The 22,925-nt window shown below is 61.0% G+C and carries 17 protein-coding genes; 10 read left to right on the top strand and 7 right to left on the bottom strand.

Annotated features, from left to right (window positions below):
• The first annotated feature begins 3 nt into the window (after positions 1-3).
• From MRS74_RS20365 to MRS74_RS20345, 5 genes are all read left to right on the top strand, one after another.
• The gene (locus MRS74_RS20365) at positions 4-1,737 is read left to right on the top strand and encodes a bifunctional protein-serine/threonine kinase/phosphatase (RefSeq protein ID WP_254582115.1); all 1,734 of its coding nucleotides are present in this window, start codon (positions 4-6) and stop codon (positions 1,735-1,737) included.
• 325 nt (positions 1,738-2,062) lie between these two features.
• Positions 2,063-3,322 carry an NAD(P)/FAD-dependent oxidoreductase gene (locus MRS74_RS20360; RefSeq protein WP_254582114.1) on the top strand — a complete coding sequence of 420 codons (1,260 nt, stop codon included), beginning with the start codon at positions 2,063-2,065 and terminating at the stop codon, positions 3,320-3,322.
• 79 nt (positions 3,323-3,401) lie between these two features.
• Positions 3,402-5,954, top strand: coding sequence for a nitrite reductase large subunit NirB (nirB, locus tag MRS74_RS20355; RefSeq protein ID WP_254582113.1), 2,553 nt, complete (start codon positions 3,402-3,404; stop codon positions 5,952-5,954).
• 11 nt (positions 5,955-5,965) lie between these two features.
• Positions 5,966-6,310 (top strand): nitrite reductase small subunit NirD, encoded by a 345-nt coding sequence (gene nirD / locus MRS74_RS20350; RefSeq protein WP_254582112.1) that lies wholly within the window; start codon positions 5,966-5,968, stop codon positions 6,308-6,310.
• Positions 6,311-6,659: 349 nt separating this feature from the next.
• Positions 6,660-9,308, top strand: a complete 2,649-nt coding sequence (locus MRS74_RS20345) for a nitrate reductase (RefSeq protein WP_254582111.1) — start codon at positions 6,660-6,662, stop codon at positions 9,306-9,308.
• Between the two features lie 38 nt (positions 9,309-9,346).
• On the opposite strand, the gene MRS74_RS20340 is transcribed toward MRS74_RS20345, so the two are convergent.
• Positions 9,347-11,995, bottom strand: coding sequence for a bifunctional diguanylate cyclase/phosphodiesterase (locus MRS74_RS20340; protein WP_254582110.1), 2,649 nt, complete (start codon positions 11,993-11,995; stop codon positions 9,347-9,349).
• A gap of 421 nt (positions 11,996-12,416) precedes the next feature.
• Between MRS74_RS20340 and MRS74_RS20335 the strand changes: the two genes are divergently transcribed.
• The 5 genes from MRS74_RS20335 to MRS74_RS20315 all read left to right on the top strand — a co-directional run bounded on the left by MRS74_RS20335 (position 12,417) and on the right by MRS74_RS20315 (position 16,095).
• A complete protein-coding gene (locus tag MRS74_RS20335; RefSeq protein WP_254582109.1) occupies positions 12,417-13,298 on the top strand; it encodes a DMT family transporter in 882 nt (293 codons plus the stop codon).
• 36 nt (positions 13,299-13,334) lie between these two features.
• A complete protein-coding gene (locus tag MRS74_RS20330) occupies positions 13,335-14,345 on the top strand; it encodes a CobW family GTP-binding protein (protein ID WP_254582108.1) in 1,011 nt (336 codons plus the stop codon).
• A 105-nt stretch (positions 14,346-14,450) separates the two neighbouring features.
• Positions 14,451-14,927 carry a hypothetical protein gene (locus MRS74_RS20325; RefSeq protein WP_254582107.1) on the top strand — a complete coding sequence of 159 codons (477 nt, stop codon included), beginning with the start codon at positions 14,451-14,453 and terminating at the stop codon, positions 14,925-14,927.
• Complete coding sequence (locus MRS74_RS20320) at positions 14,924-15,520, top strand: SCO family protein (RefSeq protein ID WP_254582106.1); 597 nt, start codon at positions 14,924-14,926, stop codon at positions 15,518-15,520. The genes MRS74_RS20325 and MRS74_RS20320 overlap by 4 nt, the downstream gene beginning before the upstream one ends.
• 47 nt (positions 15,521-15,567) lie before the next feature.
• A complete protein-coding gene (locus MRS74_RS20315) occupies positions 15,568-16,095 on the top strand; it encodes a copper chaperone PCu(A)C (RefSeq protein ID WP_254582105.1) in 528 nt (175 codons plus the stop codon).
• A gap of 78 nt (positions 16,096-16,173) precedes the next feature.
• Here the strand turns inward: MRS74_RS20315 and MRS74_RS20310 are convergent, their stop codons facing one another.
• From MRS74_RS20310 to recQ, 6 genes are all read right to left on the bottom strand, one after another.
• Complete coding sequence (locus tag MRS74_RS20310; protein WP_256558026.1) at positions 16,174-16,788, bottom strand: elongation factor P hydroxylase; 615 nt, start codon at positions 16,786-16,788, stop codon at positions 16,174-16,176.
• On the bottom strand, positions 16,788-17,543 hold the full coding sequence (locus tag MRS74_RS20305) for a hypothetical protein (RefSeq protein WP_254582104.1): 756 nt from the start codon (positions 17,541-17,543) through the stop codon (positions 16,788-16,790). The genes MRS74_RS20310 and MRS74_RS20305 overlap by 1 nt, the downstream gene beginning before the upstream one ends.
• A gap of 197 nt (positions 17,544-17,740) precedes the next feature.
• Positions 17,741-18,490: a hypothetical protein gene (locus tag MRS74_RS20300; protein WP_254582103.1), complete on the bottom strand. Its 750-nt coding sequence runs from the start codon at positions 18,488-18,490 to the stop codon at positions 17,741-17,743.
• A 263-nt stretch (positions 18,491-18,753) separates the two neighbouring features.
• A complete protein-coding gene (gene ttcA, locus MRS74_RS20295) occupies positions 18,754-19,749 on the bottom strand; it encodes a tRNA 2-thiocytidine(32) synthetase TtcA (RefSeq protein ID WP_256558025.1) in 996 nt (331 codons plus the stop codon).
• A gap of 126 nt (positions 19,750-19,875) precedes the next feature.
• Positions 19,876-20,655 (bottom strand): hypothetical protein, encoded by a 780-nt coding sequence (locus MRS74_RS20290; RefSeq protein ID WP_254582102.1) that lies wholly within the window; start codon positions 20,653-20,655, stop codon positions 19,876-19,878.
• Positions 20,656-20,717: 62 nt separating this feature from the next.
• Positions 20,718-22,841 carry a DNA helicase RecQ gene (gene recQ, locus MRS74_RS20285; RefSeq protein WP_254582101.1) on the bottom strand — a complete coding sequence of 708 codons (2,124 nt, stop codon included), beginning with the start codon at positions 22,839-22,841 and terminating at the stop codon, positions 20,718-20,720.
• Positions 22,842-22,925 lie beyond the last annotated feature (84 nt).

Here is a 22,925-nt window from a genome sequence, read left to right as displayed (position 1 = left end):
ACGATGATGAATCAGTCCCTGAGCGTACAGGCCAAATTGAAAGTCCGTTTCGGCGGCCAGTCCATTGCCGGCATAAAACCGCAGAATCAGGATGCCTTTGCCGCCCATGCGCCGGACGACCAGGCCCTGCTGCTCAAGGGCGCCGCGGCGGTCATCGCCGATGGCGTCAGCAGCTGCGCCGATTCCCATATCGCCAGCCAGACCGCGGTCACCAGTTTCATCACCGACTATTTCAGCACACCCGACAGCTGGAGCACCCGCCATGCCGCCGCCCGCGTGGTATCGAGTCTTAACAGCTGGCTATACCAGCAGAACTCCAGCCGTTTGGGCCACGACGACAGCATGATGTGCACCTTTTCGGCGGTGATCTTCAAGTCCAACACCCTGCACTGCTTTCATGTCGGCGACAGCCGCATCTGGCATTGCCGCGATGGCGAAGTGGAGCAGCTGACCCGTGATCATGTGCATGTGGAGCGTGGTCGCAATTACCTGTCCCGCGCCTTCGGCGCCGACCAGCACCTGGAGCTGGATTACCGCACCCAGACGCTCGAACCCGGCGATCGCATCCTGCTCACCACCGACGGCGTGCATGAACACCTGACCCGGGCGCAGATCGCTCAGCTGCTGAGTCAGCACCCCGGCGATCCGGTGGCCGCCAGCGCGCTGCTGATCGACCAGGCCATGGCGACGGGCAGCGATGACAACCTTACCGCCCTGCTGATCGAGGTGGACCAGCTGCCACTGGAAACCCCGGATGAAAACTATCAGCGCCTCAGCGCCCTGCCCATACCGCCGGTGCTGAGCGTCGGCAACCGCATCGACGACTATGAAGTGCTGGATGTGATCTTCAGCGGCACCCGCAGCCACATGTATCGGGTCAAGGATTTGGCCAGCGGCCAGCTCTATGTACTCAAGGCGCCGTCGGAAAACTTCAGCGAAGACAGCCTTTACCTGGACGGTTTCATGCGCGAGGAATGGGTCGGGCGCAGGCTGGATCACCCCAATGTCATGAAAACCTTCGCCCCGCCACGTCCCAAGCGCCTGCTGTACTACCTGGGCGAGTATATCGAGGGCCAGAACCTGCGCCAGTGGATGCAGGACAACCCCCAGCCACCGCTGGACAAGGTGCGCGACCTGATACGACAGATCATTGCCGGCTTGCGCGCCTTTCAGCGTGCCGAGATGGTGCACCAGGATCTCAAGCCGGAAAACATCATGATCGACCACGACGGCCGGGTGCGCATTCTGGATTTCGGCACCGTCCGCATCGCCGGCATAGAGGAAATGGGCTCGCCGCTGGACAAGTCCATCCCCCAGGGCTCGGTCAACTACGTGGCCCCGGAATACCTGATGGGTCAGCCGGGCAACTTTCGCGCCGACCTGTTTTCACTGGCCGTGATCTGCTATGAAATGATTACCGGCCAGCTGCCCTACGCGGAACCCTCCACCAAGCGCTACCGCATCGAGCATTACGGCGAGCTGCATTACATCCCGGCCCTCAAGCACCGCAAGGACCTGCCGTTCTGGATGGAAGGCTGCCTGCGCAAGGCGCTGCAACCCAACCCGATCCACCGCTATAACGCCTATTCCGAGTTTCTGCATGACCTCACCACCCCCAACAGCCAGCTGGAGGCGCGGGTGCGCGACCAGCCGCTGATGACCCGCAACCCGCTGCTGGGCTGGCAGCTCATTGCGGCCATTCTGCTGCTGATCAACCTGCTGCAGGCCCTGCTGTAAATGCGCAACCGGCAGGCGCCACAACACGCTATCGCGGCCTGGCCCTGCATCAGGCCCGGGCGCCCTTTCGCACCAAAAGCAGGCACCGCAGTGGTGCAACTACCCCATTCGGTGCAAAGAAAGCCCGCCTCCGCCACCCGCTATAGGTGCTAGCCTCCTGAAAAACCGGGCTTTTTAATAGTTGGCACGGTGTATGCTTGCTATTAGACAGACAAAGCGACGGACTCTTCGGAGCCCACTGAACAAAGGCGTTCATCCCCGTGTCATTGCGCACGGCTGATGGACGCCTTTTTTGTTGATTTTTTTATAACGGAGCCGGCAACGGATGGAACAACAGAAACTGGTCATTATTGGTAACGGCATGGCAACCAGTCGCTTGCTCGACGAGCTGCTGAGCCGCGGCGCCAGTAGCTACCAGATCACTGTGTTCGGCGAAGAGCCAGGCGGTGCCTATAACCGCATCCAGCTGTCGCCCCTGCTGGCCGGCGAAACCGATCGCAAATCCATTCAGCTGAAAACCGCCGCCTGGTACAAAAACCACGCCATTCGCCTGCACAGCGGTGATGCCGTGGTGCAGATCGACCGGGCACAGCGCCGCGTCATCAGCCAGAACGGCCGGGTATGTGATTACGACCAGCTGATTCTGGCCACCGGCTCGCGCCCGGCCCGGATTGCGGCTGCAAACCAGGCGCTGGCGGGCATCTACGACTTTCGCACCGAGCAGGATGTCGAGCAGATCATCACGCAGGGCGCCTGCAGCCGGGAAGCCCTGGTCGTTGGCGGCGGACTGCTGGGTCTGGAAGCAGCCCACGCCCTGGCCAAGAAAGGCCTGAAGGTTACCCTGATCCATCGCGGCGACTGGCTGATGAATCGCCAGCTCGACGCCTGCGCCGGCGAACTGCTGCGCGCAGAGCTTGCGGCACGCGGCATCCGCTTTGTACTGGGCGATGAAATCAGCCATTTCGAAGGCGAGACTGTCCTGCAGGCGGCCGTGCTCAAAAGCGGCACCCGCCTGAACGCCCAGCTGGCCGTTATCGCCACGGGCATTACACCCAACTGCACCCTGGCACGCGCTGCCGGACTCGACTGCGACCGCGGCCTGCAGGTCGACGACCTGCTGCGCAGCAGCGATGCCACTATCAGCGCCCTGGGGGAATGTATCGAGCACCGTGGACGGACCTTCGGACTGGTCGCACCGATCTGGGAGCAGGCTCGCCTGCTGGCAGATCGACTGGTCCGGGGTCTGGCCACTCCTTATCGCGATGCTCCGGTACCCACCAAGCTCAAGGTGTCGGGCATCAACCTGTTCAGCGCCGGCGAATATCTGGATGCCCCTGAACTGGACAGCCTCACCTTCAGCGATCCGCACAGCGGTGTTTATCGCAAACTGCTGCTGCGCAACAACCGCCTGGTGGGCGCGGTGCTCTACGGCGATGCACAGGACGGACACTGGTACTTCGAACTGATACAGCGCCAGGACGACCTCAGCGACCTGAAACCGGCACTGATGTTCGGCCGCCCTGAGTGCAGCGACGACAACCCGAGCCTGCCCGCCACGCTCGCCATTCAAGAAATTGCAGTATGAACACTGAACACCAACTTGCAGATCGATCCAGCCGTACTCGGTCCGTTCCTGCCACAGAATCCGTAACGGGAGTAACCCCATGAACAAAACTAAACTGATCCTGATCGGCAATGGCATGGTCGGGCACCAATTCCTCGCCAGCCTCGCCGAAAGTGGTGAAGCCGAGCGCTTTGAGGTCACCATCTTCTGCGAGGAGCCGCGCCTGGCCTATGACCGTGTCCAGCTGAGCGCCTACTTCTCCGGCAAGACCGCCGAAGACCTGGCCATGGGCCAGCCGGCTCAGTATGCCGCATGGGGCTACCACGTTCGCCTGAACGAGAAGGTTGTCAGCATCGACCGCGACAACCAGACTGTCACCAGCAGCACCGGCGCGACCCTGGCCTACGATCAGATCATCCTGGCCACCGGTTCCTTCCCGTTCGTGCCGCCGGTTCCCGGCCATGACCGCGAACACTGCCTGGTGTATCGCACCATCGAAGACCTTGAAGCCATCACCGCCAGCGCCGCCAAGGGCCGCAGCGGTGTGGTCGTGGGCGGAGGCCTGCTCGGTCTGGAAGCGGCCAAGGCGCTGCGCGACCTGGGACTGGAAACCCACGTGGTTGAATTCGCTCCGCGCCTGATGGCGGTGCAGCTGGATGATGCCGGCGGCAAGGTGCTGCGCGACAAGATTGCAGAGCTGGGCGTCAAGGTACATACCGGCAAGAACACCCAGCAGATCGTGGATGGCGACAATGCCGTACACCGCATGGAGTTTGCCGACGGCGAGGTACTGGAAACCGACGTTATTCTGTTCTCCGCCGGCATCCGCCCGCGTGACGAACTGGCCCGCAGCTGCGGCCTGGACGTGGGCGAGCGCGGCGGCATCGTGATCGACAACGACTGCCTCACCTCGGACAAGAACATCTTCGCCATCGGCGAATGCGCCCTCTGGAATGGCCGCATCTTTGGTCTGGTGGCACCGGGCTACAACATGGCCAAGGTCGCCGTTGCCAGGCTGCTGGGCGAGGACAAGCAGTTCCTCGGCGCCGACATGAGCACCAAGCTCAAGCTTATGGGCGTGGATGTAGCCAGCATCGGCGATGCCCACGGCCATACCCCGGGCGCGCGCAACTACACCTACCTGGATGAGGCCTGCGGCATCTACAAGAAAATCGTCGTCAATGAAAGCGGCAAGCAGTTGCTGGGCGCGATTCTGGTGGGCGATGCCGAGGATTACGGCACCCTGCTGCAATACGCCCTCAACGGTATCGACCTGCCGGAGTTCCCGGACAGCCTGATCCTGCCGCAGCGTGGCGGTGACGGCAAACCGGCGGGCCTGGGCGTGGCCGCCCTGCCCGAAACGGCGCAGATCTGCTCCTGCCACGATGTCTCCAAGGGCGATATCTGCCAGGCCATCGACGGCGGCGCCGCCACCCTGGGTGACGTCAAGTCCTGCACCAAGGCCGCCACCGGCTGCGGCGGCTGCTCGGCCCTGCTCACCAACCTGGTGAACCATGAGCTGGAAAGCCGCGGCGTGGAAGTCAATCGCAACCTGTGCGAGCACTTCGATTTCACCCGCCAGGAGCTCTACCATCTGGTGCGTGTGGATCAGATCAAGTCCTTCGACGAGCTGCTGCACAAGCACGGCCGCGGCAAGGGCTGCGAGATATGCAAGCCCACCGCCGCCTCCATCCTGGCGTCCTGCTGGAACGAGTTCGTGCTGAAAAAGCCCCACGTCGGCCTGCAGGACACCAACGATACCTTCCTGGCCAACATGCAGAAGGACGGCACCTACTCGGTCGTGCCCCGTGTTGCCGGCGGTGAAATCACCCCCGACAAGCTGATCGTGCTGGGCCAGGTGGCCAAGCAGTTCAACCTCTATACCAAGGTCACCGGCGGTCAGCGCATTGACCTGTTCGGCGCACGCCTCGAAGAGCTGCCGCAGATCTGGCGCATTCTGGTGGATGCCGGCTTTGAAACCGGCCACGCCTACGGCAAGTCGTTGCGCACCGTCAAATCCTGTGTCGGCAGCACCTGGTGCCGCTACGGCGTGGACGACAGTGTAGGTCTCGCCATCGAGGTGGAGAACCGCTACAAGGGCCTGCGCTCACCCCACAAGATCAAGTTTGCCGTCTCCGGCTGCACCCGCGAGTGCGCCGAGGCCCAGAGCAAGGACGTGGGCATCATTGCCACCGAAAACGGCTGGAACCTTTACCTGTGCGGCAACGGCGGCATGAAACCCCGCCACGGCGACCTGTTTGCCACGGACCTGGATAAAGACACCCTGATCAAATACATCGACCGTTTCCTGATGTTCTACGTCAAGACCGCCGATCGCCTGCAGCGCACCTCCGTCTGGATGGACAATCTCGAAGGCGGTCTGGACTACCTGCGCCAGGTCATCATCGAAGACTCCCTGGGGCTTGGCGCGGAACTTGAAGAGCAGATGCTGCAGGTTGTCGGCACCTACGAGTGCGAGTGGAAGAAAACCATCGAGGATCCCGAAGCCCTCAAGCGTTTCCGCCCCTTCGTCAATGCCGATGCCACCGACAGCAATGTGGTGTTTGTGATGGAACGCGACCAGATCCGTCCCGCCACCGCTGCGGAAAAAGCCGCCAATACACCGGCCGTCCCCGTCAAGATGGTTAGCTGAGGAATCGAACCATGACCACTAACACAAAACTGATTTCCCTGTGCAGCAAAGCCGATCTGGTCCCCAACAGCGGCGTTTGCGCCCTGGTGGACGGCCGTCAGGTAGCCCTCTTCTACCTGCCGGAAGACGAGCAGGTCTACGCCATCGACAATCACGACCCCTTCGGCCAGGCCAATGTGCTATCCCGCGGTATCGTCGGCTCCATCGCCGATGTGCCCGTGGTCGCCTCGCCGCTGTACAAGCAGCGTTTCAGCCTGGTCGACGGCCAGTGCTTCGAGGACGAGGCCGTGAAGCTCGCCACCTGGCAGGTAACGCTGCTGGATGATGTGCTGATGATCGACCCAACGCCCCGTTAAGGGGCATTCAAAACCAGGCGCGCACCCAAACGGCTCCTTTTGTACCGCGACAGCGAATCCAACGCCCGCGGTTAACACCTGAAAATGCAAATGCCACGGGTATTTCGGGAAAAATAATAAACTGGCATGACATTCGCATAACTCATAACAAGATAGCGAAAGGTGCCACGCCCGGGTAGAGGACAACCTCTACCCGAACCGGCACATAACGTGGAAGTTTGGCAATGGCGCCATCTCCCGCCACCTGGCGGGAGATGGCGTTTTTTTTATGCGCACTGTTTTCCAAGTTGCCTTTACGCCTGATTCCCCATACACCCAGGTCTGAACGACACGGCGAGTGGAACCCATCATGAAGAACAATACCGAGTCCAGCACCCTGACCACCTGCCCTTACTGCGGCGTCGGCTGTGGTGTCGAGGCCCGCATAAGTGACAACCGCCTGATCGCGGTGAGCGGCGATGCATCGCACCCGGCCAACAAAGGCCGCCTTTGCGTCAAGGGCTCGGCGCTGCATGAAACCACCGGCCATCAGGGGCGCCTGCTGTATCCACAGATTCAGGGCCAGCGCGTCAGCTGGGATAGCGCTCTGGACAAGGTCGTCGATACCTTCGCCCGCCTGATCGACCAGCACGGCCCCGATTCGGTCGCCTTTTACCTGTCGGGCCAGATCCTGACCGAAGACTATTACGTCGCCAACAAGCTGATGAAGGGCTTTATCGGCAGCGCCAACGTCGATACCAATTCGCGCCTGTGCATGTCCTCGGCGGTGGCCGGGCAAAAGCGCGCCTTTGGCAGCGACACAGTGCCGGCCTGCTACGACGATCTCGATGAAGCGGATCTGGTGGTGCTGGTTGGCTCCAATGCCGCCTGGGCCCACCCCATTCTGTATCAGCGCCTGGTACGGGCCAAGCAGGCCCGCCCGGACATCCAGGTCGTGGTACTGGATCCAAGACGCACCGCCACCTGCGATCTGGCCGACCGTCACCTGGCCCTCAAGCCCGGCAGCGATGCTTTCCTGTTCAACGGCCTGCTGAGTTACCTGGCGCAGGCAAACGCTCTGGATGAGGCCTATATCGCACAGCATTGCGAGGGCTTTGACGCCGCCCTTGAGCAGGCGCAGCGACAGTGCCCGGATCTGATCACCACCGCGGCCCACTGCGGCCTCGATCCTGCGGATGTGCAGTGGCTGTTCGAGCGCTTCGCGTGCACCGAGCGCAGCCTGACGTTTTACTCCCAGGGCATCAACCAGTCGTCTTCTGGCACCGACAAGGCCAACGCCATCATCAACTGCCACCTGGCCACGGGCCGGGTCGGCAAGCCGGGTGCCAGCCCGTTTTCCATCACCGGCCAGCCCAATGCCATGGGCGGACGCGAAGTCGGCGGCCTGGCCAATCAGCTCGCGGCCCATATGGAATTCGGCAACCCGACTCACCTGGAAACGGTAGCCGACTTCTGGCAAGCCCCCAGAATGGCGCAGGCGCCTGGCCTCAAGGCCGTGGACCTGTTCCAGGCGATTGAGCGCGGTGACGTCAAGGCGGTCTGGATCATTGGCACCAACCCGGCCGTGAGCCTGCCGGACTCGGCCCAGGTGCGCAGAGCCCTGCAGCGGTGCGAACTGGTGGTGGTCAGTGACTGCATCGAGCAGACCGATACCACAGCCCTGGCCGATGTACTGCTGCCGGCCACCACCTGGGCCGAAAAAAACGGCACCGTGACCAACTCGGAGCGGCGCATCTCGCGCCAACGCGGCTTTTTGAAAGCCCCCGGGGAAGCCCGGCACGACTGGCAAATACTCTGCGACTTCGCCACAAGGCTCGGTTTCGGGGATGCTTTTGCCTACCAGCACCCGGCGGATATCTTCGATGAACACGCCCGCCTGTCGGGCTATCGCAACCAGGGCAGCCGTGATTTTGATATCTCCGCCCTGGCCGAACTGTCCCGCAGCCAGTATGACGCCCTGGCACCCATCCAGTGGCCCGTCACCGAAGCCAGCCCCGAAGGCACCGCACGCATGTTCGCAGACGGCCACTACTTTACGCCCTCGGGCCGTGCCCGCCTGCTGCCAATTGCGGCTCGCATGCCGGCCAATCCCTGCCGGGACGGTGATTTCGTGCTCAATACCGGGCGCAGCCGGGATCAGTGGCATACCATGACCCGCACCGCCCGCAGCCCGCGCCTGCTGGACCACTGCGACGAACCCTACATCGAAATCAGTGAACGGGATGCACAACAGCAGCGCATACACAGCGGTGACCTGGTGAGCCTGTCAGCCCTCGACGCCGAATATATCGGACGTGCCCGGGTCAGCCCGAACCAGCAGCCGGGATCACTGTTTGCCCCCATCCACTGGAACGATCGCTATGCGTCCCACGGCGCTGTCGATGCCCTGGTGGCCGCCGTCACGGATCCGGTCTCAGGGCAACCCGAGCTGAAACAGAGCCCGGTGCGCATGCTGGGCCTGCGCCCGCGCTGGCAGGGGATGCTGCTGAGCCTGGACGCCATCGAGACGCCGGCCAGTGACTACTGGAGCCGAGTAACGCTGGAGCAGGGGGAGCGCTACGCACTGGCGGGATTCAGTGACAGACCGGACTGGTCTGACTGGGTCAAAAGCTGGCTGCCCGCCAGCACCGATCTGATTGAGCTGCTGGACAGCCGCGCCAACCACTACCGCGCCGCCGCCTTTAGGGACGGGCGCCTGCTGTGGGTGTTTATCGCCAGTTGCGAAGGTGAACTGCCGCCGCCGGCCTGGCTGTCGACGCAGCTCGGGCGCAGCCTCACGACCAAAGAACGCATGCAGTTGCTGTCAGGGCGCCCCAGCGAGGGCGCGCCGGATCAGGGTGCAATCATCTGCTCCTGTTTCCAGGTGGGGGAAAAACGCATTCGCCAGGCGATGAAGGAGGGGGCCAACTCGGTCGAGTCTCTGGGCAAGGCGCTGAACTGCGGCACCAACTGTGGCTCCTGCATACCCGAGCTCAGGGCCCTGATTGCACATGCCTGAGCATGCCTGAACGCGCTTTAACACAAATCTCGCTGCGCTCAGTGACCTTCCCTGGCCGGGCGCAGCAGCGGAATCTTGGCCGTGGTTTGCAGCAGCCGCTCGGCGTGGTCAAAGTCGAGCGGTTTTGAAAACAGGTACCCCTGCCCGACGTCGCAGCCGAACTGGCGCAGGATGCGCCACTGGGATTCAAGCTCCAGCCCTTCAGCCACCACCTTCAGCCCCAGCGCATGACCCATCTGGATAATGGTGTGCACCACTGTGGCATCGTTAGCGTGCTTTTCCAGCTCGTCGATGAAGCATTTGTCGATTTTCAGCGTTGCCACCGGGAAATGGGTCAGGTAGCTGAGGGAACTGTAGCCGGTGCCAAAGTCATCAATCGTCAGGGACAAACCCAGCGCACGCAGCTGTTCGAGGCGCGGCATCACCAGCGGCAGGTTTTCTGCCAGCAGTGACTCGGTGATTTCGAGTTCCAGCGTCGCCGGGTCAATACGGTTATCGGTTATCATCTGCCGGGTATAACCGACAATGGAATCATCCAGCAGCTGGCGTACCGACACATTGATGGCCATGGTCAGTGAACGGCCACCGATGGCCTGAAACCGTGCCAGATCCTCACAGCCTTGTCTGAGTGCAAAGCGACCCAGTTCCTCAATAAACCCGTTCTCCTCGGCGATCTCGATAAACTCGGCAGGACCGACAGCGCCCAGCGAGCGACTGTTCAGGCGCATCAGGGCTTCAAAGCCCAGAATCTCGCCGCTCTCAATCGAATTCTTGCTCTGGTACACCATAAAGAGCTCACCGTTCTTCAGCGCAACCGGCAGCTGATGCTCAATCTCGAGCCGGCGTTTCATGCGCTTGTCGAGCTCGGCATCGAAGAAGGTAAAACGGCCGCGGCCACAACGCTTGGACTCATAGAGCGCAAGGTCGGCGTCGCGCATCAGGCCAGGCGCATCTGGACTGTCGATCGGATAGCGCGATATGCCAATACTGAGCGACATGCTCAGATTCTTGCCCTGCAACAACATGGGGGCACGAAAGGCCGCGAGTATATTATCCGCCACCTGTTCGATCTGGGACCTGCTCTGAAAGCTGAAATGAATCAGGAACTCATCGCCACTCATGTGCGCCAGGCTGCCATCATCACCCAGAACCTGCTGCAGGCGCTGAGCGACCTTGACCAGCACCTGATCACCGAACAAATGCCCGAAGGTATCGTTGATCTGCTTGAAATTGTCCAGATCAAGATACAACAGCGCCACTTCACCCTGGCTGCCCCAGGCCTGTTCCAGCGCCTCGGTAATCAGCTCACTGGCCCGGCGCCGGTTGGGCAGCTGCGTCAGCGAATCGAAATTGGCCTGCTGATAGAGCAAGGCCTCCGCCGCCTTGCGCTCGGAGATGTCCTGGCCGATCAGAATAAAGCTGACATCCTCTGAATCCGGTATTTCCACCAGCGAAATCGAAAATTCATACCATTGTTCGGTGCCGGCCCTTTGCCGCTCGCCGCACCAACTGCCTTTATCCAGCACCTTGCCCTGTATCAGTACCAGATCATCGCGCAGCATATCGTGGGGCGAAAAATTCGTTACCGGCGTCCCCTTGAGGCGTGCCTCATCCTGCTTGACGTCCCCCTCAAAACGACGGTTGGCATATTCGATACACCAGCTGCTATCGGTCACCACAACGCTGTCCTGACTTTGCTCAATCGCCTGGGACAGCTTCAGCAGATTACTCTCGGCGGTTATACGGGCATTAACCAGCCGCGTACCGGCCAGCCAGATCAGGCGATACACCAGCAACGCGACCAGTAAAAACAGCCCCACCACCGTTCCCACCGACTTCACCTTGCCGAGCCAAAGCCAGAACAGCTGACTCAGCGGCAGAAAAGCGACCGATACAAACTGATACTGCGGCAGCAACTGCGACTGCACCACCACCGATTCATCATTGAGAGACAGCGAAATGGCATCGCTACTCGTGCCATAGCCGCCCCGCACCTGCAACTCGTCAAGCGTCTGGGTATCGACTTGTGCGCGGGCGAGATCAGCTAACATGCCCCCCGTCATGGGGTTGGCATAGCGCAACTTGCCATCGTCTGCCAGCAACCAGAGGTTGGCGCCGGATCGACGCTGCAAGTTTTGCCAGATCGAACTCTGCCCATTGATGCTGTATAGCGCCACCAGCATCGCCAGCATATTGCCGTCCTTATCGGGCAGGGCTAGAAAGGCCGGCAGCAGCGCGTCTGAATCGGCATCAAGGCGAAAGGCCGCCCCCAGCTTGAGGTGATCGGTATAGCGCGCCTGGGTGATGGCATCGCTTGAGGTCAGACTGAGATCGGGCGCTATCTCGGCGCCCACCCCCAGCAGCAGCTCGCCACGACGATCGAGCACACCCAGCCCGCGGATTTGCGGCACGGTCTCAGACAAGATGTCGAGCGCCGCCTGCAACTCTGAACGGCGCAGACGATTATTCCGAACCAGGGGTGCTCCTGTGGACAGCAGCAACTGTTCCTGCAGGCGGAAGAATGTCTCGGTGTGATCAATAAAAGCCGCGTTCTGCTGATGCAGATCCTGCGTCACGCTGCGTCTTATCTCTTTCCAGCTGAACCAGCCGTAGGAAACGACGGACAGCAGCAGCAACAGCGACAAGATCAGCATCGTTAGGCGCAACGGCCTGAAACTATCGGTCATATCCAGTCCCCGGCTCCGGGAGTGAAGCCCGACACCACTGAATTGCGGTGGTACAGGCATCGCCATCAATGGCACTATTATTAACCTCACGGACAAATGGGTTCCCTCCCTATTTGTCCGTCACGCCATAACTCTTTAACCTAAAAGAATGGGCGCAGGTGCGTGGACTTGCAGGCCTTCCTGGGGCGAAGAGATGGCGTTCGCACTGCACTGCGGCCAGTGGTGAAACACCCCTGCTTCAGGTATCACCCCGCCGGGGTGATATGTACAGAGAAGAAAGCCCTTAAAACACTATAAGTGTTTAATCCATATACTGCATCCCCTGCTCTCCAGTCCGGTGAAATGTTGCAATAACCAGTTTACCGGAGCAAGCCCCGGAGATACCCTAGCGCACTTTCACGGATCGAGAGACGGCGCCACCATGGTCAATCTGCGACTCAAAGCCAATCTGTTGTTGTTGCTGGTAGCCGCTATCTGGGGACTCGCCTTTGTCGCCCAGCGCCTTGGTATGGATCATCTGGGGCCCTTTGGCTTCAATGCCGCACGATTTATGCTCGGCGCCCTCTCGCTGTTACCCCTGACACTCTTATTCCGCGCCCGCGCAGGCCAAGGCGAGTTGTGCCAGTTATTGCGCGGCGGCCTCGCCGCAGGCACCCTGCTTTTCTGTGGGGCATCCCTGCAACAGGCCGGCCTGCTTTACACCACCGCCGGTAACGCAGGCTTTATCACCGGTCTCTATATAGTACTGGTGCCACTGGCTGCCCGCCTGATGGGACAACCGGTAAACCGCGCCATCTGGGCCGGTGCATCCCTGGCACTGGTGGGGCTTTACTTCCTCAGTATCAATAAGGCCATGGTCATCAACCGGGGCGACCTGCTGGAACTTGTGGGCGCTGCGTTCTGGGCCGGTCATGTACTGATCATCGGCCGCCTGGCACCTCACCTGGACGGCTTACGCCTGTCGATCATTCAGTTTCTGATCTGTGCGTGCCTGTGCCTTGGCGTGGCATTGATCTATGAACAGGACAGCTTTACCCTCAGCAACCTGATGGCCGCCTGGCAGCCCATCGCCTACGCCGGCTTGCTGTCCGTTGGGGTCGCCTATACGCTGCAGGTCTATGCGCAAAAGCATGCCCCCGCCGCCCACGCTGCCATCATAATGAGCCTGGAGGCCGTGTTTGCAGCCTTCGGCGGCTGGCTGCTGCTAAATGAAGAACTGACAGGCCGCGCTCTGGCGGGCTGTGCACTGATGCTGGCCGGCATGTTGCTTGCGCAGCTGCCATCGCGCCGCGCCAGTAACTGAATCGCACCGAACACTCAGACCACAGGGAGTACCGGGATGACCGACAAAATCCCCGTCAACATCATCACAGGATTCCTCGGAGTCGGCAAAACCACAGCCATTAATGCGTTGCTGGCCCAGAAGCCTGCCGATGAGCGCTGGGCGGTACTTGTGAACGAATTTGGCCAGATCGGCGTCGACAAGGCAGCCATGCCCGATGCCGACGGCCTGCATATCAAGGAACTGGCCGGCGGCTGCATCTGCTGCGCCCTGGGGCCCGCCCTGCGGGCAGGGCTCGCCACCCTGATTCGCAGCGCAAAACCCCAGCGCCTGATCATCGAGCCCACAGGCCTCGGCCACCCCGAAGGCATTATCGATACGCTGCAAAGCGGCAGCTTTAAAGACGCGCTGGATCTGCGGGCCATTATCTGCCTGCTGGATCCGCAGCTACTGGAAGACCCGCGGGTCATGGCCCATGAGACCTTCCAGGATCAGCTCAACCTGGCCGACATCGTTGTGCTCAACAAGCTCGACCTCGCCTCCCCCGCCCTGATCAACAAGGCAATGCAGGGGCTCGGGGGGCTGTTTCCGCCCAAGCAGCGCATTGAAAAAGCCCGCCACGGCCTCTTTCCCATCGAGCTGCTGGATCTGATCCGTGACGATACCCTGGCCGCCCAGTTCCCCGACAGCCATGGCCAGCAGGGCTTAGAGCCCGGCCCGTCAGCCGCGATCGCCCCGCAGCCCCTGCTGTTGCCAGAGGCAGGCCAGCCGATACGCCGTATTGGCCAGGGTACGGATTTTGTCAGCTGCGGCTGGGTATTCCACCGTGACGAAGTGTTCGATTATGACCGCCTGGAGGCCGTACTCAACGGCCTCGAAGGGGCGCTGCGCATCAAGGGCGCCTTTCGGATCGGCTATGTCTGGGTGTTTTATAACCGTGTGCTCGAACAGCACGATATCGACAAGATCGCCTGGCGGCGCGATTCCCGGGTGGAGATCATCGCTCGCGAAGCGCTCGACTGGGACCTTATCGAGCGGCAACTGCAAGGCTGTATCGAGTCCCGCTGAGGCGGGCTGCCTTTACGATGCGAGCCGCCGCGCTGCGACATTCAGCCACAGCGACACAGCATCCATGCTGTCCTAGAATGCGTCTTTGCCCTGAACGAGCCAACTATGTCTGTGACGCCCCAGGCCCAGCGCAGCCTGCTGATGCTTACGCTGACAGCCGCATGCCTGCTGGCAAGCGCCCTATTGCTGCCGCGCCTGCTGACAAGGGCACCAGCGGCAGCCAGTGTCGTTACGGCACCTGGCTGCAACCTGTCCGTCGCCCCCTGCACCAGCCGTGGCGATGGCCTGGCAATGACACTGACTCTCGCGTCCGGCCCCGCGCTGTCCGGCGAAGAGCTGGAGTTCAGCCTGCAGCTGCAGGGCACCCGCGCCCAGAGTATCAGCCTGCTACTGGAGGGACGTGACATGTACATGGGAATCAACCGGCTGCAGCTGACCGAATCCGCCGACCAGTCCGGCCTGTGGCGAGGCAGAACCACGCTTGCCATCTGCACCACTGCGCAGATGCCATGGCAGGCACGTATTGAAGCCCTTGGCGATACCACCCCCATCATTGCCCACTATGAGTTCAGCGCCCAATGAACAATAACCTGAAGACATTGCGTATCCTGCTGATCATGAGCGTCCTGCTGCTGGCGGGCATTGCCAGTGCCATCCTGCTGCGCCCGACACCCATAGAACAGACCCTGGGCACACGTCTGGGGGGTGATTTCAGTCTAATGGCGGCAACGGGGCCTGTGACCCTGGCCGATTTTCACGGCTATCCCACTGTGCTCTATATTGGCTACGCCTCCTGCCCCGATGTCTGCCCCACCTCACTGGCCGTGATGGCCCAGGGCTTTCGTCGCCTCGATCCGAGCGATCAGGCACGGGTGCGCGGCATCTTTATCAGCGTCGACCCCCAGCGTGACACGCCCGAAACACTCGCGACCTACAGTGCCTTTTTTCACCCCAGCCTGGTGGGGCTGACCGGCAGCCGGGCGCAAATCGATGCGGTTACCAAAAGCTACGGCGCCTACTATCGCATCAGCGAACAGACGGACTCAGCCCTGGCGTACAGCGTCGATCACAGCTCGCGCCTGTATCTGATCAACAGTGATGGACAGTTGCTCGAGGTACTGAGCGACTCGATCAGCCCGGATGAGCTGGCCGCCAAGCTGCGCGCGCTGCTCTGACTCTCCCCTATTCACCCGTCCCCATCGACAGCAAGGAAGATACCCCCATGCCACAGCTACTGCCCCGCTCCGGCCTGTTGACAACGCTACTGGCCAGCCTTCTCTGTACTACAACCGCCTTCGCCGAGGTTCAGGCTCAGGACGGCTATGTGCGGGCGGTACCGCCCGGGCACAGCATCAGCGCGGCCTACCTGACCCTGCGCAACAATTCCACTAGCGCGGTGCAGCTGGACAGTGCCCGGACCGACAGCGCCGGCACCACTGAGCTGCACCAGAGTCGGCAGCAGGATGGCGTCATGCGCATGCGCGCGGCACAGCAGGTGGAAATCCCGGCGGGGGCTGAGTATCGGCTGCAGCCCGGTGGCGATCACCTGATGCTGATCGATCTGAAGCAGCCCCTCAATGCCGGCGACGAGGTCAGGTTGCAGCTGAACTTCAGTGACGGACAACAGCTGCAGCTCACCCTGCCGGTTCGTTCTCCCATGGATGCCATGGACGAAGCGACGGCCCGAGAAAACCCGCACAGCCCTTCCCATTCTCATGGCACTAATGCCACACAGCAGCACAGCCACTGACAGCAATGAGTCACTGCAAGCAACTGCTACAGATCGAAAGCGCCAAAGGCACCAGAAAGAAAGCATAAGGGGCAGAATTCAGGCGCTTACCAGATCGCGCTCTTGCTCAGGTTCGAGCGCTGCTGCAAGCACAGGAAATACCGCCGGGCCCGCCTCGGTATCGTACGGCAGCGCAAAGGCGCCGGTCTCAAGCGCGCCTGTGCCGTAGAAGTCGCTGAACGCCTCCACCAGCAACCCGGCCCTGCTGGGCAGACCCACCTCAAGATAGTGCAGCACCTGGCGCTGCACGCGGGCTTCGAAGCCGCGGCTGGCGCCAATCTGCGCCGACAGATTGTCGGCACTGAAGTGAAACCGGTGCCCGCAGGCGACGGAAAGCATCCACTCCAGCGACTGGGGTTTGACTTCCACGCTCTCGAACAGCGCCTGCTCCTCTGCCGTGCGCCCGTCGGGCTTGTACCAGTACCCGAAATCCACCTGGGTACGCCGCTTAGCACCGGCGACGCACCAGTGGGAAATCTCATGCAGGGCACTGGAAAAAAAGCCGTGGGCAAAAATAATCCGGTGCTGCGGATGCTCGGCATCGGCGGGCAGATAGACGGGTTCGTCATCACCGCGCACAAGAACGGTATTGAGGCTGTGCTCAAACTGACCGTTGAACAGCCGGATCAGATCCTGGTATTGATGCGTACTCATCACTCGAACTTCTGCCATGCGTCCTGTTTCAGCCACCAGGTATCACCATTGCGCCTGTCCAGCCGGGCCGCCACATAACCCTTGATATCATTGTCAGCGCGGGTCAGCTGCACTTCGTAGTCCGAGCGCTCCAGCGACGCCTTATCCTGCAGCGGCTGCCAGGCGCCCTGATCTGCCAGCCAGGACTCACCGCTAAAACGGTCATAGCGGATCAGCACCCATTGCCCGGCGCCGGTGTAATCGGCAGCGATGCGATAGCTGTCCCCAACACCACTGAGCGACAGCTCATTGGCAATCTGGCTGAGCTGGTCAATCAGGCCCGCCAGTTGCTCCGGCGCCGCGCCTGAAACAGCTGCGGGCGCGGAATTGTCACCAGCATCTTCAGCACCGCCCACAGCGGCACTGCCGGTCAGCATCTGCAGGCGCGCAAGCGCCGTGCCCGACTGCTGTGACAGCTCCGCGCCCTGAGCCTTGATCTGGATCAGCTGTTCCTGCATCAGGGTCAGGCGGTTTGCCAGCGTCTCGAGGTTGCGCTGCAGCGCCTCATCAGTCGCGGCTGTCGTCACCGGGCGGTCGCCGGACTTTAGCGCCTGGCCGGGAGCCTGAGTGGGGGCATTAGAGTCGCCTGTGGACGCGGCATCCTGCCCGGGTGCAGCTTTGGGTACCGAGCTGTCGGCGCCTGCCACCTGAACATCCGGCTCAGCGGGCACAGGCCCGTTGGCCAGACAACCGCCGAGTAGCAAGGACACTAACATTACGCAACTGACCTGTTTCACATCCATCCTCACATTGTTGAATAGCCGCCCAAACGCGCGCCATTAAGAGACACCGAAACCGCCAGGGCAGATGCAGAGGCCGAAAAGAAGGCGCACATTATTACTGCCCAGGCAGAGCTTGTCACCACATCTGCAGAGGCTATGCAAAAACGGGAAAGAACCCCGACGCGAACGCCTCAGGGTTTGGCACAAGCGGCCTGCAACATGTACCAGCAGCTCAGCAATGCCATCACGGCCGACATAATGGCATCAACTCCCATACGGGCCAGTTGAAGCCGGCTATTCTCATTCGGCGCAGGTCGAGCGATACCCTCCAGCGCAGCGTTGAAGGTTTTCAGCAGTGCGGTCGCTCCGGACACGACATCGGTGACGATCAATTGCTGGTCGTCACCGCCGCAGGCAAAGAGCACGTCTTTGGTCATGCCGAACACCTGAGCCAACTCTTCAATACCACCACGAATTTCGCCGGAGTTATAGTGTGCGTCGACGATGGAGCTACACACCTGTACCGCAATCTTGCGAGCCGTGGAGAGCAAACGGCGCGGCTCCATATCGTCCTGACTGAGGCGATACCAGGCCTTGAACAGCTTTTCCACCGCGATGGCTTCATAGGTTTCAGGGGCGGCGGCAGCTACACCACTGAGTGTGCGGGCCAGGTCGTCAAACTGATTGCGGATTAGTTCCTGACGCTCAACCTTGCTGGCGGATTTGTACTTCATGAACTGCCAGAGATCATTCAGGTTCTCGTGCTCCAGCACAAGTTCAGGCAGGTGCCCGTTAACCTTGCTATCGGCCATCAAGCCATCGCGCAGCGCCTTGTAGCGGGGCGCCTTGGTGGGGCCGCCGGCAATAAAATCCAGCAGCAGACCACGCAATTCTCGCACCATCTCGAGCAAAGCGCCCGGACTGCCTTGGTTCTCACTCATGTATCAATGCCCTCGCCGATCTGTGCCTTAAGGCGTCCATACCGCACCGCCATCACGCATGCATTACGCACCCATGCCCTGGCGGCAAACAGGTCCAATTGTAACACGACACTAGCACCGGCTTCGTACAGCTGCGGCGCTGATCGCAAGCTCAGTGGCGGCCAAAACGCGCTACGTGCGGGTGGCCGCTGCTTCTAGCATAGCTTAACACCGCAGAGAAAAAGCCCTGCCAGTCGCTGGAGCACGGAAATAGCGAAAGAAGCTCAGAGCGAGAGAATATCGATGCGGCCACCCGGCGCTGCCGAGTCTTCATCCGGCGTTGCAATACCGTGGGCGAATCCCAGTTGCAGATTGGCAAAGTCAAACAGCTGCGTATCCGCCAGGTGACTGGGCACCACATTCTGCAACGATCTGAACATGGTTTCGATCCGGCCCGGATGGCTGCGATCCCAGCCCTGCAACATGTCCTTGATGACCTGGCGCTGCAGGTTTTCCTGGGAACCACAGAGATTGCACGGAATGATAGGGAACTGCTTAAGCCCACTATAGGCTTCAATGTCCTTCTCCCGCGAATAGGCCAGCGGCCGGATAACCATGTTCTTGCCATCATCCGACACCAGCTTGGGAGGCATGGACTTGAGTTTGCCACCGAAGAACATGTTGAGAAAAAAAGTTTCCAGGATATCGTCGCGGTGATGGCCCAGAGCGATCTTGTTGGCGCCGATTTCATCAGCAAAGCCATACAGGGTACCGCGGCGCAGGCGCGAACAGAGGCCACAGGTGGTCTTGCCCTCAGGTACCAGCTCCTTGACGATCGAGTAGGTATCCCGCTCAACGATATGGTAGGGCACGCCAACGGCTTCAAGATAGGCCGGCAGTATGTGCTCGGGAAAGCCCGGCTGCTTCTGATCCAGATTGACGGCCACCAGTTCGAAGCTGACAGGCGCACTCTTTTGCAGATTCAGCAGAATGTCGAGCATGGTGTAGGAATCCTTGCCACCGGACAGGCAGACCATCACGCGGTCGCCCTCTTCGATCATCCTGAAATCCTCGATCGCCCGTCCCATCTCGCGGCGCAACCGCTTTTGCAGCTTGTTCATCCGCAGCTTGGTTTTGCGCTCGGCGTCGTTCTGGGCGCCAGGCCTGGCGCCCTGCTCCGCGCATGGGCCAGTGTCAGACGCTGAAGACGCCGCCAGATCAGCAGGCGTCAGGGAAGGAACAGGATCGCTCAGGACCTCTTGGTACAGGATATCGCTCATGGATTGGCATCGATCGGAATTTAAAGAGGCGCCGATTATAACCAAGTCATGACCGTTTCGCAGCCACTGGACCCGATGACCGATAGGCAGCCCCGCCACCTTCCAATATCGAGTCCGCTAACCGCCTCAGTGCCAGTTGATCTCGGCGGCGGTCAGCGGCCCGACAATAACCTCCTGCAGCGACAGGGGCATGACCGCCTGACGTTCGGACAATGCCACACGACCGGCCATGATTTCAGCCTGCAGCTGGGGAAGGCGCGGCACCCGGTCGGGCTCTGCAAACCCGTCAGGCCACAGCGGATAACCGTTGGCAGGGTCATATTTGTCGGTGGCTCCCAGTGTATGCAACAGTTCATGCGCCATCACTACGGCATTCTGACCCTCAAAGCGCGCGTCGGCGAACGCATTGACCAACCCGATCAGACCTTTCTGCAGACCCAGGGAGTGGGCCAGGGTGTTTTGATTCTGCGGCGAGTGGTAACGCACAAAAATACGCACATCAGGCGCAGGTCCGGCCCAGTTGTCATGCCGCCAGGCCCACCAGCGCATTGACAGGCTCCAGCGCACACTCGCAAACAGCGACGGATTGGGTCCTGGTTCGGGCGGTTGTGCCCGAACCTGCGCGGCCAGCTGAACAATCACCGGATCATCCAGCGGCACGTCGTAACGCGCGGCTTCGCGGGCAAAAAACTGTCTTACACTGGAAAACTGCTGCGCCTGCAGAGAATCTACATAGCGCTGGGTATCGGCGCGGCCATCACCGTTCAGCGGGTAGATGACCACCCACAGGGACTCCTGCCAGTCGGTGGAACGAATGCGGGATAACCAGGTATTCAGCGAAATAACCAGCAAGATCAGCAGCAGGATAAAAATACGCAGCCGCCGAAAAGTACGCGCATTCAGCATCGAAGGCTCCCTTTCACATTATCCCTGTGGCCTGCGCCTGCCCGGCGGTTAGCCGGGCATTCTCATCGGTCCAGGCTCAGACCCACGCGCACACAGCGCAGCAGGCCCATGTCGTAGGCTCCGCCAAGGGCCTCATGCACGGGCTTTAGCGCCGCACCGAAGTCACGTTCACATTCAATCATGACCTGCTGAATATGGCTGACTTCCGCCGGTGGCAGCTCGACCACCTCCGCCATGTCCAGCTGTCCCTGCTGTATGGCCCGCGCCAGCTGACCAAAGATGGCGTTGACCGACAACTTGAGCTGCAGCGCAACCTGCTGCACCGTCATGCCGCTGCGAAACAGCAGCAGGGCCTCGTCCGAGGCCACCGCCTGCGTCTGACCGGCCTGTTCATGCTGTTCAATGACCGCCAGGAACTGCCGTCCATAAAGCTCCAGCTTGCGCTCGCCCACACCGTTGAGCCTGCGCAACTGCACCTCATTCAACGGCCGATGCATCACCATTTCCATCAGGGTGGCGTCATGGAAGATCACATAGGGCGGCACATCCTGGGTTTCAGCCAGCGCCTTGCGCGCGGCCCGCAGGTCGTTCCAGAGGGCATAGTCACTGGCTTCGAGTTTCGACTGCGGCACCGAGCTGCGGGTAAAGCGACTCTGGGTACGGGACTCCAGTCGCAGTTCCAGCGTCTGCTCGCTGCGCAGCACCGCGCGACAGGCCTCGGTCAGGTGCAGCACGCCATGCCCCTGGCCATCCACCCCCAGAAAGCCCCGCGCCACCAGCTGGCGAAACACCGAACGCCACTGGTTGCGATCCAGATCCTTGCCGATACCAAAGGTCGACAGGCGATCATGCCCGCGCTCACGCAGCTTTTCGCTGGCGCTGCCCAGCAGGATGTCGATGACATGATTCACGCCGAAGTGCTGGCCCGACCGGTACACCGCCGACAGCGCCTTGCGCGCCGCTTCAGTGCCATCCCAAACCGGCACCGGCTCCAGACAGGTATCGCAGTTGCCGCAGGGCGCATGCTCCGACTCACCGAAATACGCCAGCAGTGTCTGGCGCCGGCAGCTGGTGATTTCACACAACCCCAGTACCGCTTCAAGCTTCTGGCGCTCAATCTGCTTTTGCTGCTCGGGAGCCTGGGAGCCCTCAAGCATCTGGCGCAGAAAAATAACGTCCTGCAGGCCGTACACCATCCAGGCATCGGCGGGCATGCCATCACGCCCGGCGCGGCCGGTTTCCTGATAGTAGGCTTCAATGCTTTTGGGCAAATCCAGGTGCGCCACAAAACGCACATTGGGCTTGTCGATACCCATGCCAAAGGCAATGGTCGCCACCATGATCAGACCTTCCTCGGTCAGAAAGCGATGCTGGTTATGCGCCCGCAGCTCCGTCGACAGTCCAGCGTGGTAAGGCAGCGCCTTAAAGCCGCGCTCGCACAGCCAGGCGGCGGTAGCCTCGACCTTTTTGCGCGACAGGCAATACACCACGCCGGCATCCTGCGGATGCTCATCACGCAGAAAGCGCAGCAGCTGATCCTTTGCCTTGTCTTTCTGGCCAATGCGATAACGGATATTGGGGCGATCAAATCCCTGAATAAAGCGCACGGCCTGATCAAGCTGCAGCCGTTCAACGATTTCCTGCTGGGTACGCCCGTCCGCGGTAGCGGTCAGGGCGATGCGCGGCACACCGGGAAAGCGCTCGCGCAGACGGCTGAGCTGCAGGTATTCGGGCCTGAAATCATGCCCCCACTGCGACACGCAATGCGCTTCGTCGATCGCAAAGAGGGCCAGGGTACAGTGCGACAGCAGATCCAGAGTGCGCGGCTGCAGCAGACGTTCGGGGGCGATATAAAGCAGGTCCAGCTCACCACTTCGCAGCGCATTCTCGGTACGGCTGCGTTCATCAAAACTGACCGCCGAATTGAGGCAGCCGGCACGAATACCCCACTGCGACAGCGCACTGACCTGATCCTGCATCAGCGCAATCAGGGGCGACACGACCACGGCTGTACCGTCACGCAGCAGCGCCGGTAACTGGTAGCACAGTGACTTGCCGCCACCGGTCGGCATGACCACCAGCAAATCCTGCCCCCCCACCAGACGGCTGATTACGTCTTCCTGGGGCGGGCGAAACTGGTCATAGCCAAAAACGTCTTTCAGTACTCGAAGTGCGTGTTCCATCATGGGGCGGCATTATCCGGCAAGGTCAGCGCCCTGTCACTTGAATTTCCCCGCCCGCAGCTGAACCGCCTCGGGCAAAGCAGGGTT

This window comes from Marinobacterium sedimentorum, assembly GCF_024267675.1.
Classification (GTDB): domain Bacteria; phylum Pseudomonadota; class Gammaproteobacteria; order Pseudomonadales; family Balneatricaceae; genus Marinobacterium_A; species Marinobacterium_A sedimentorum.
This window is presented reverse-complemented; position numbering and strand designations above follow the sequence as displayed.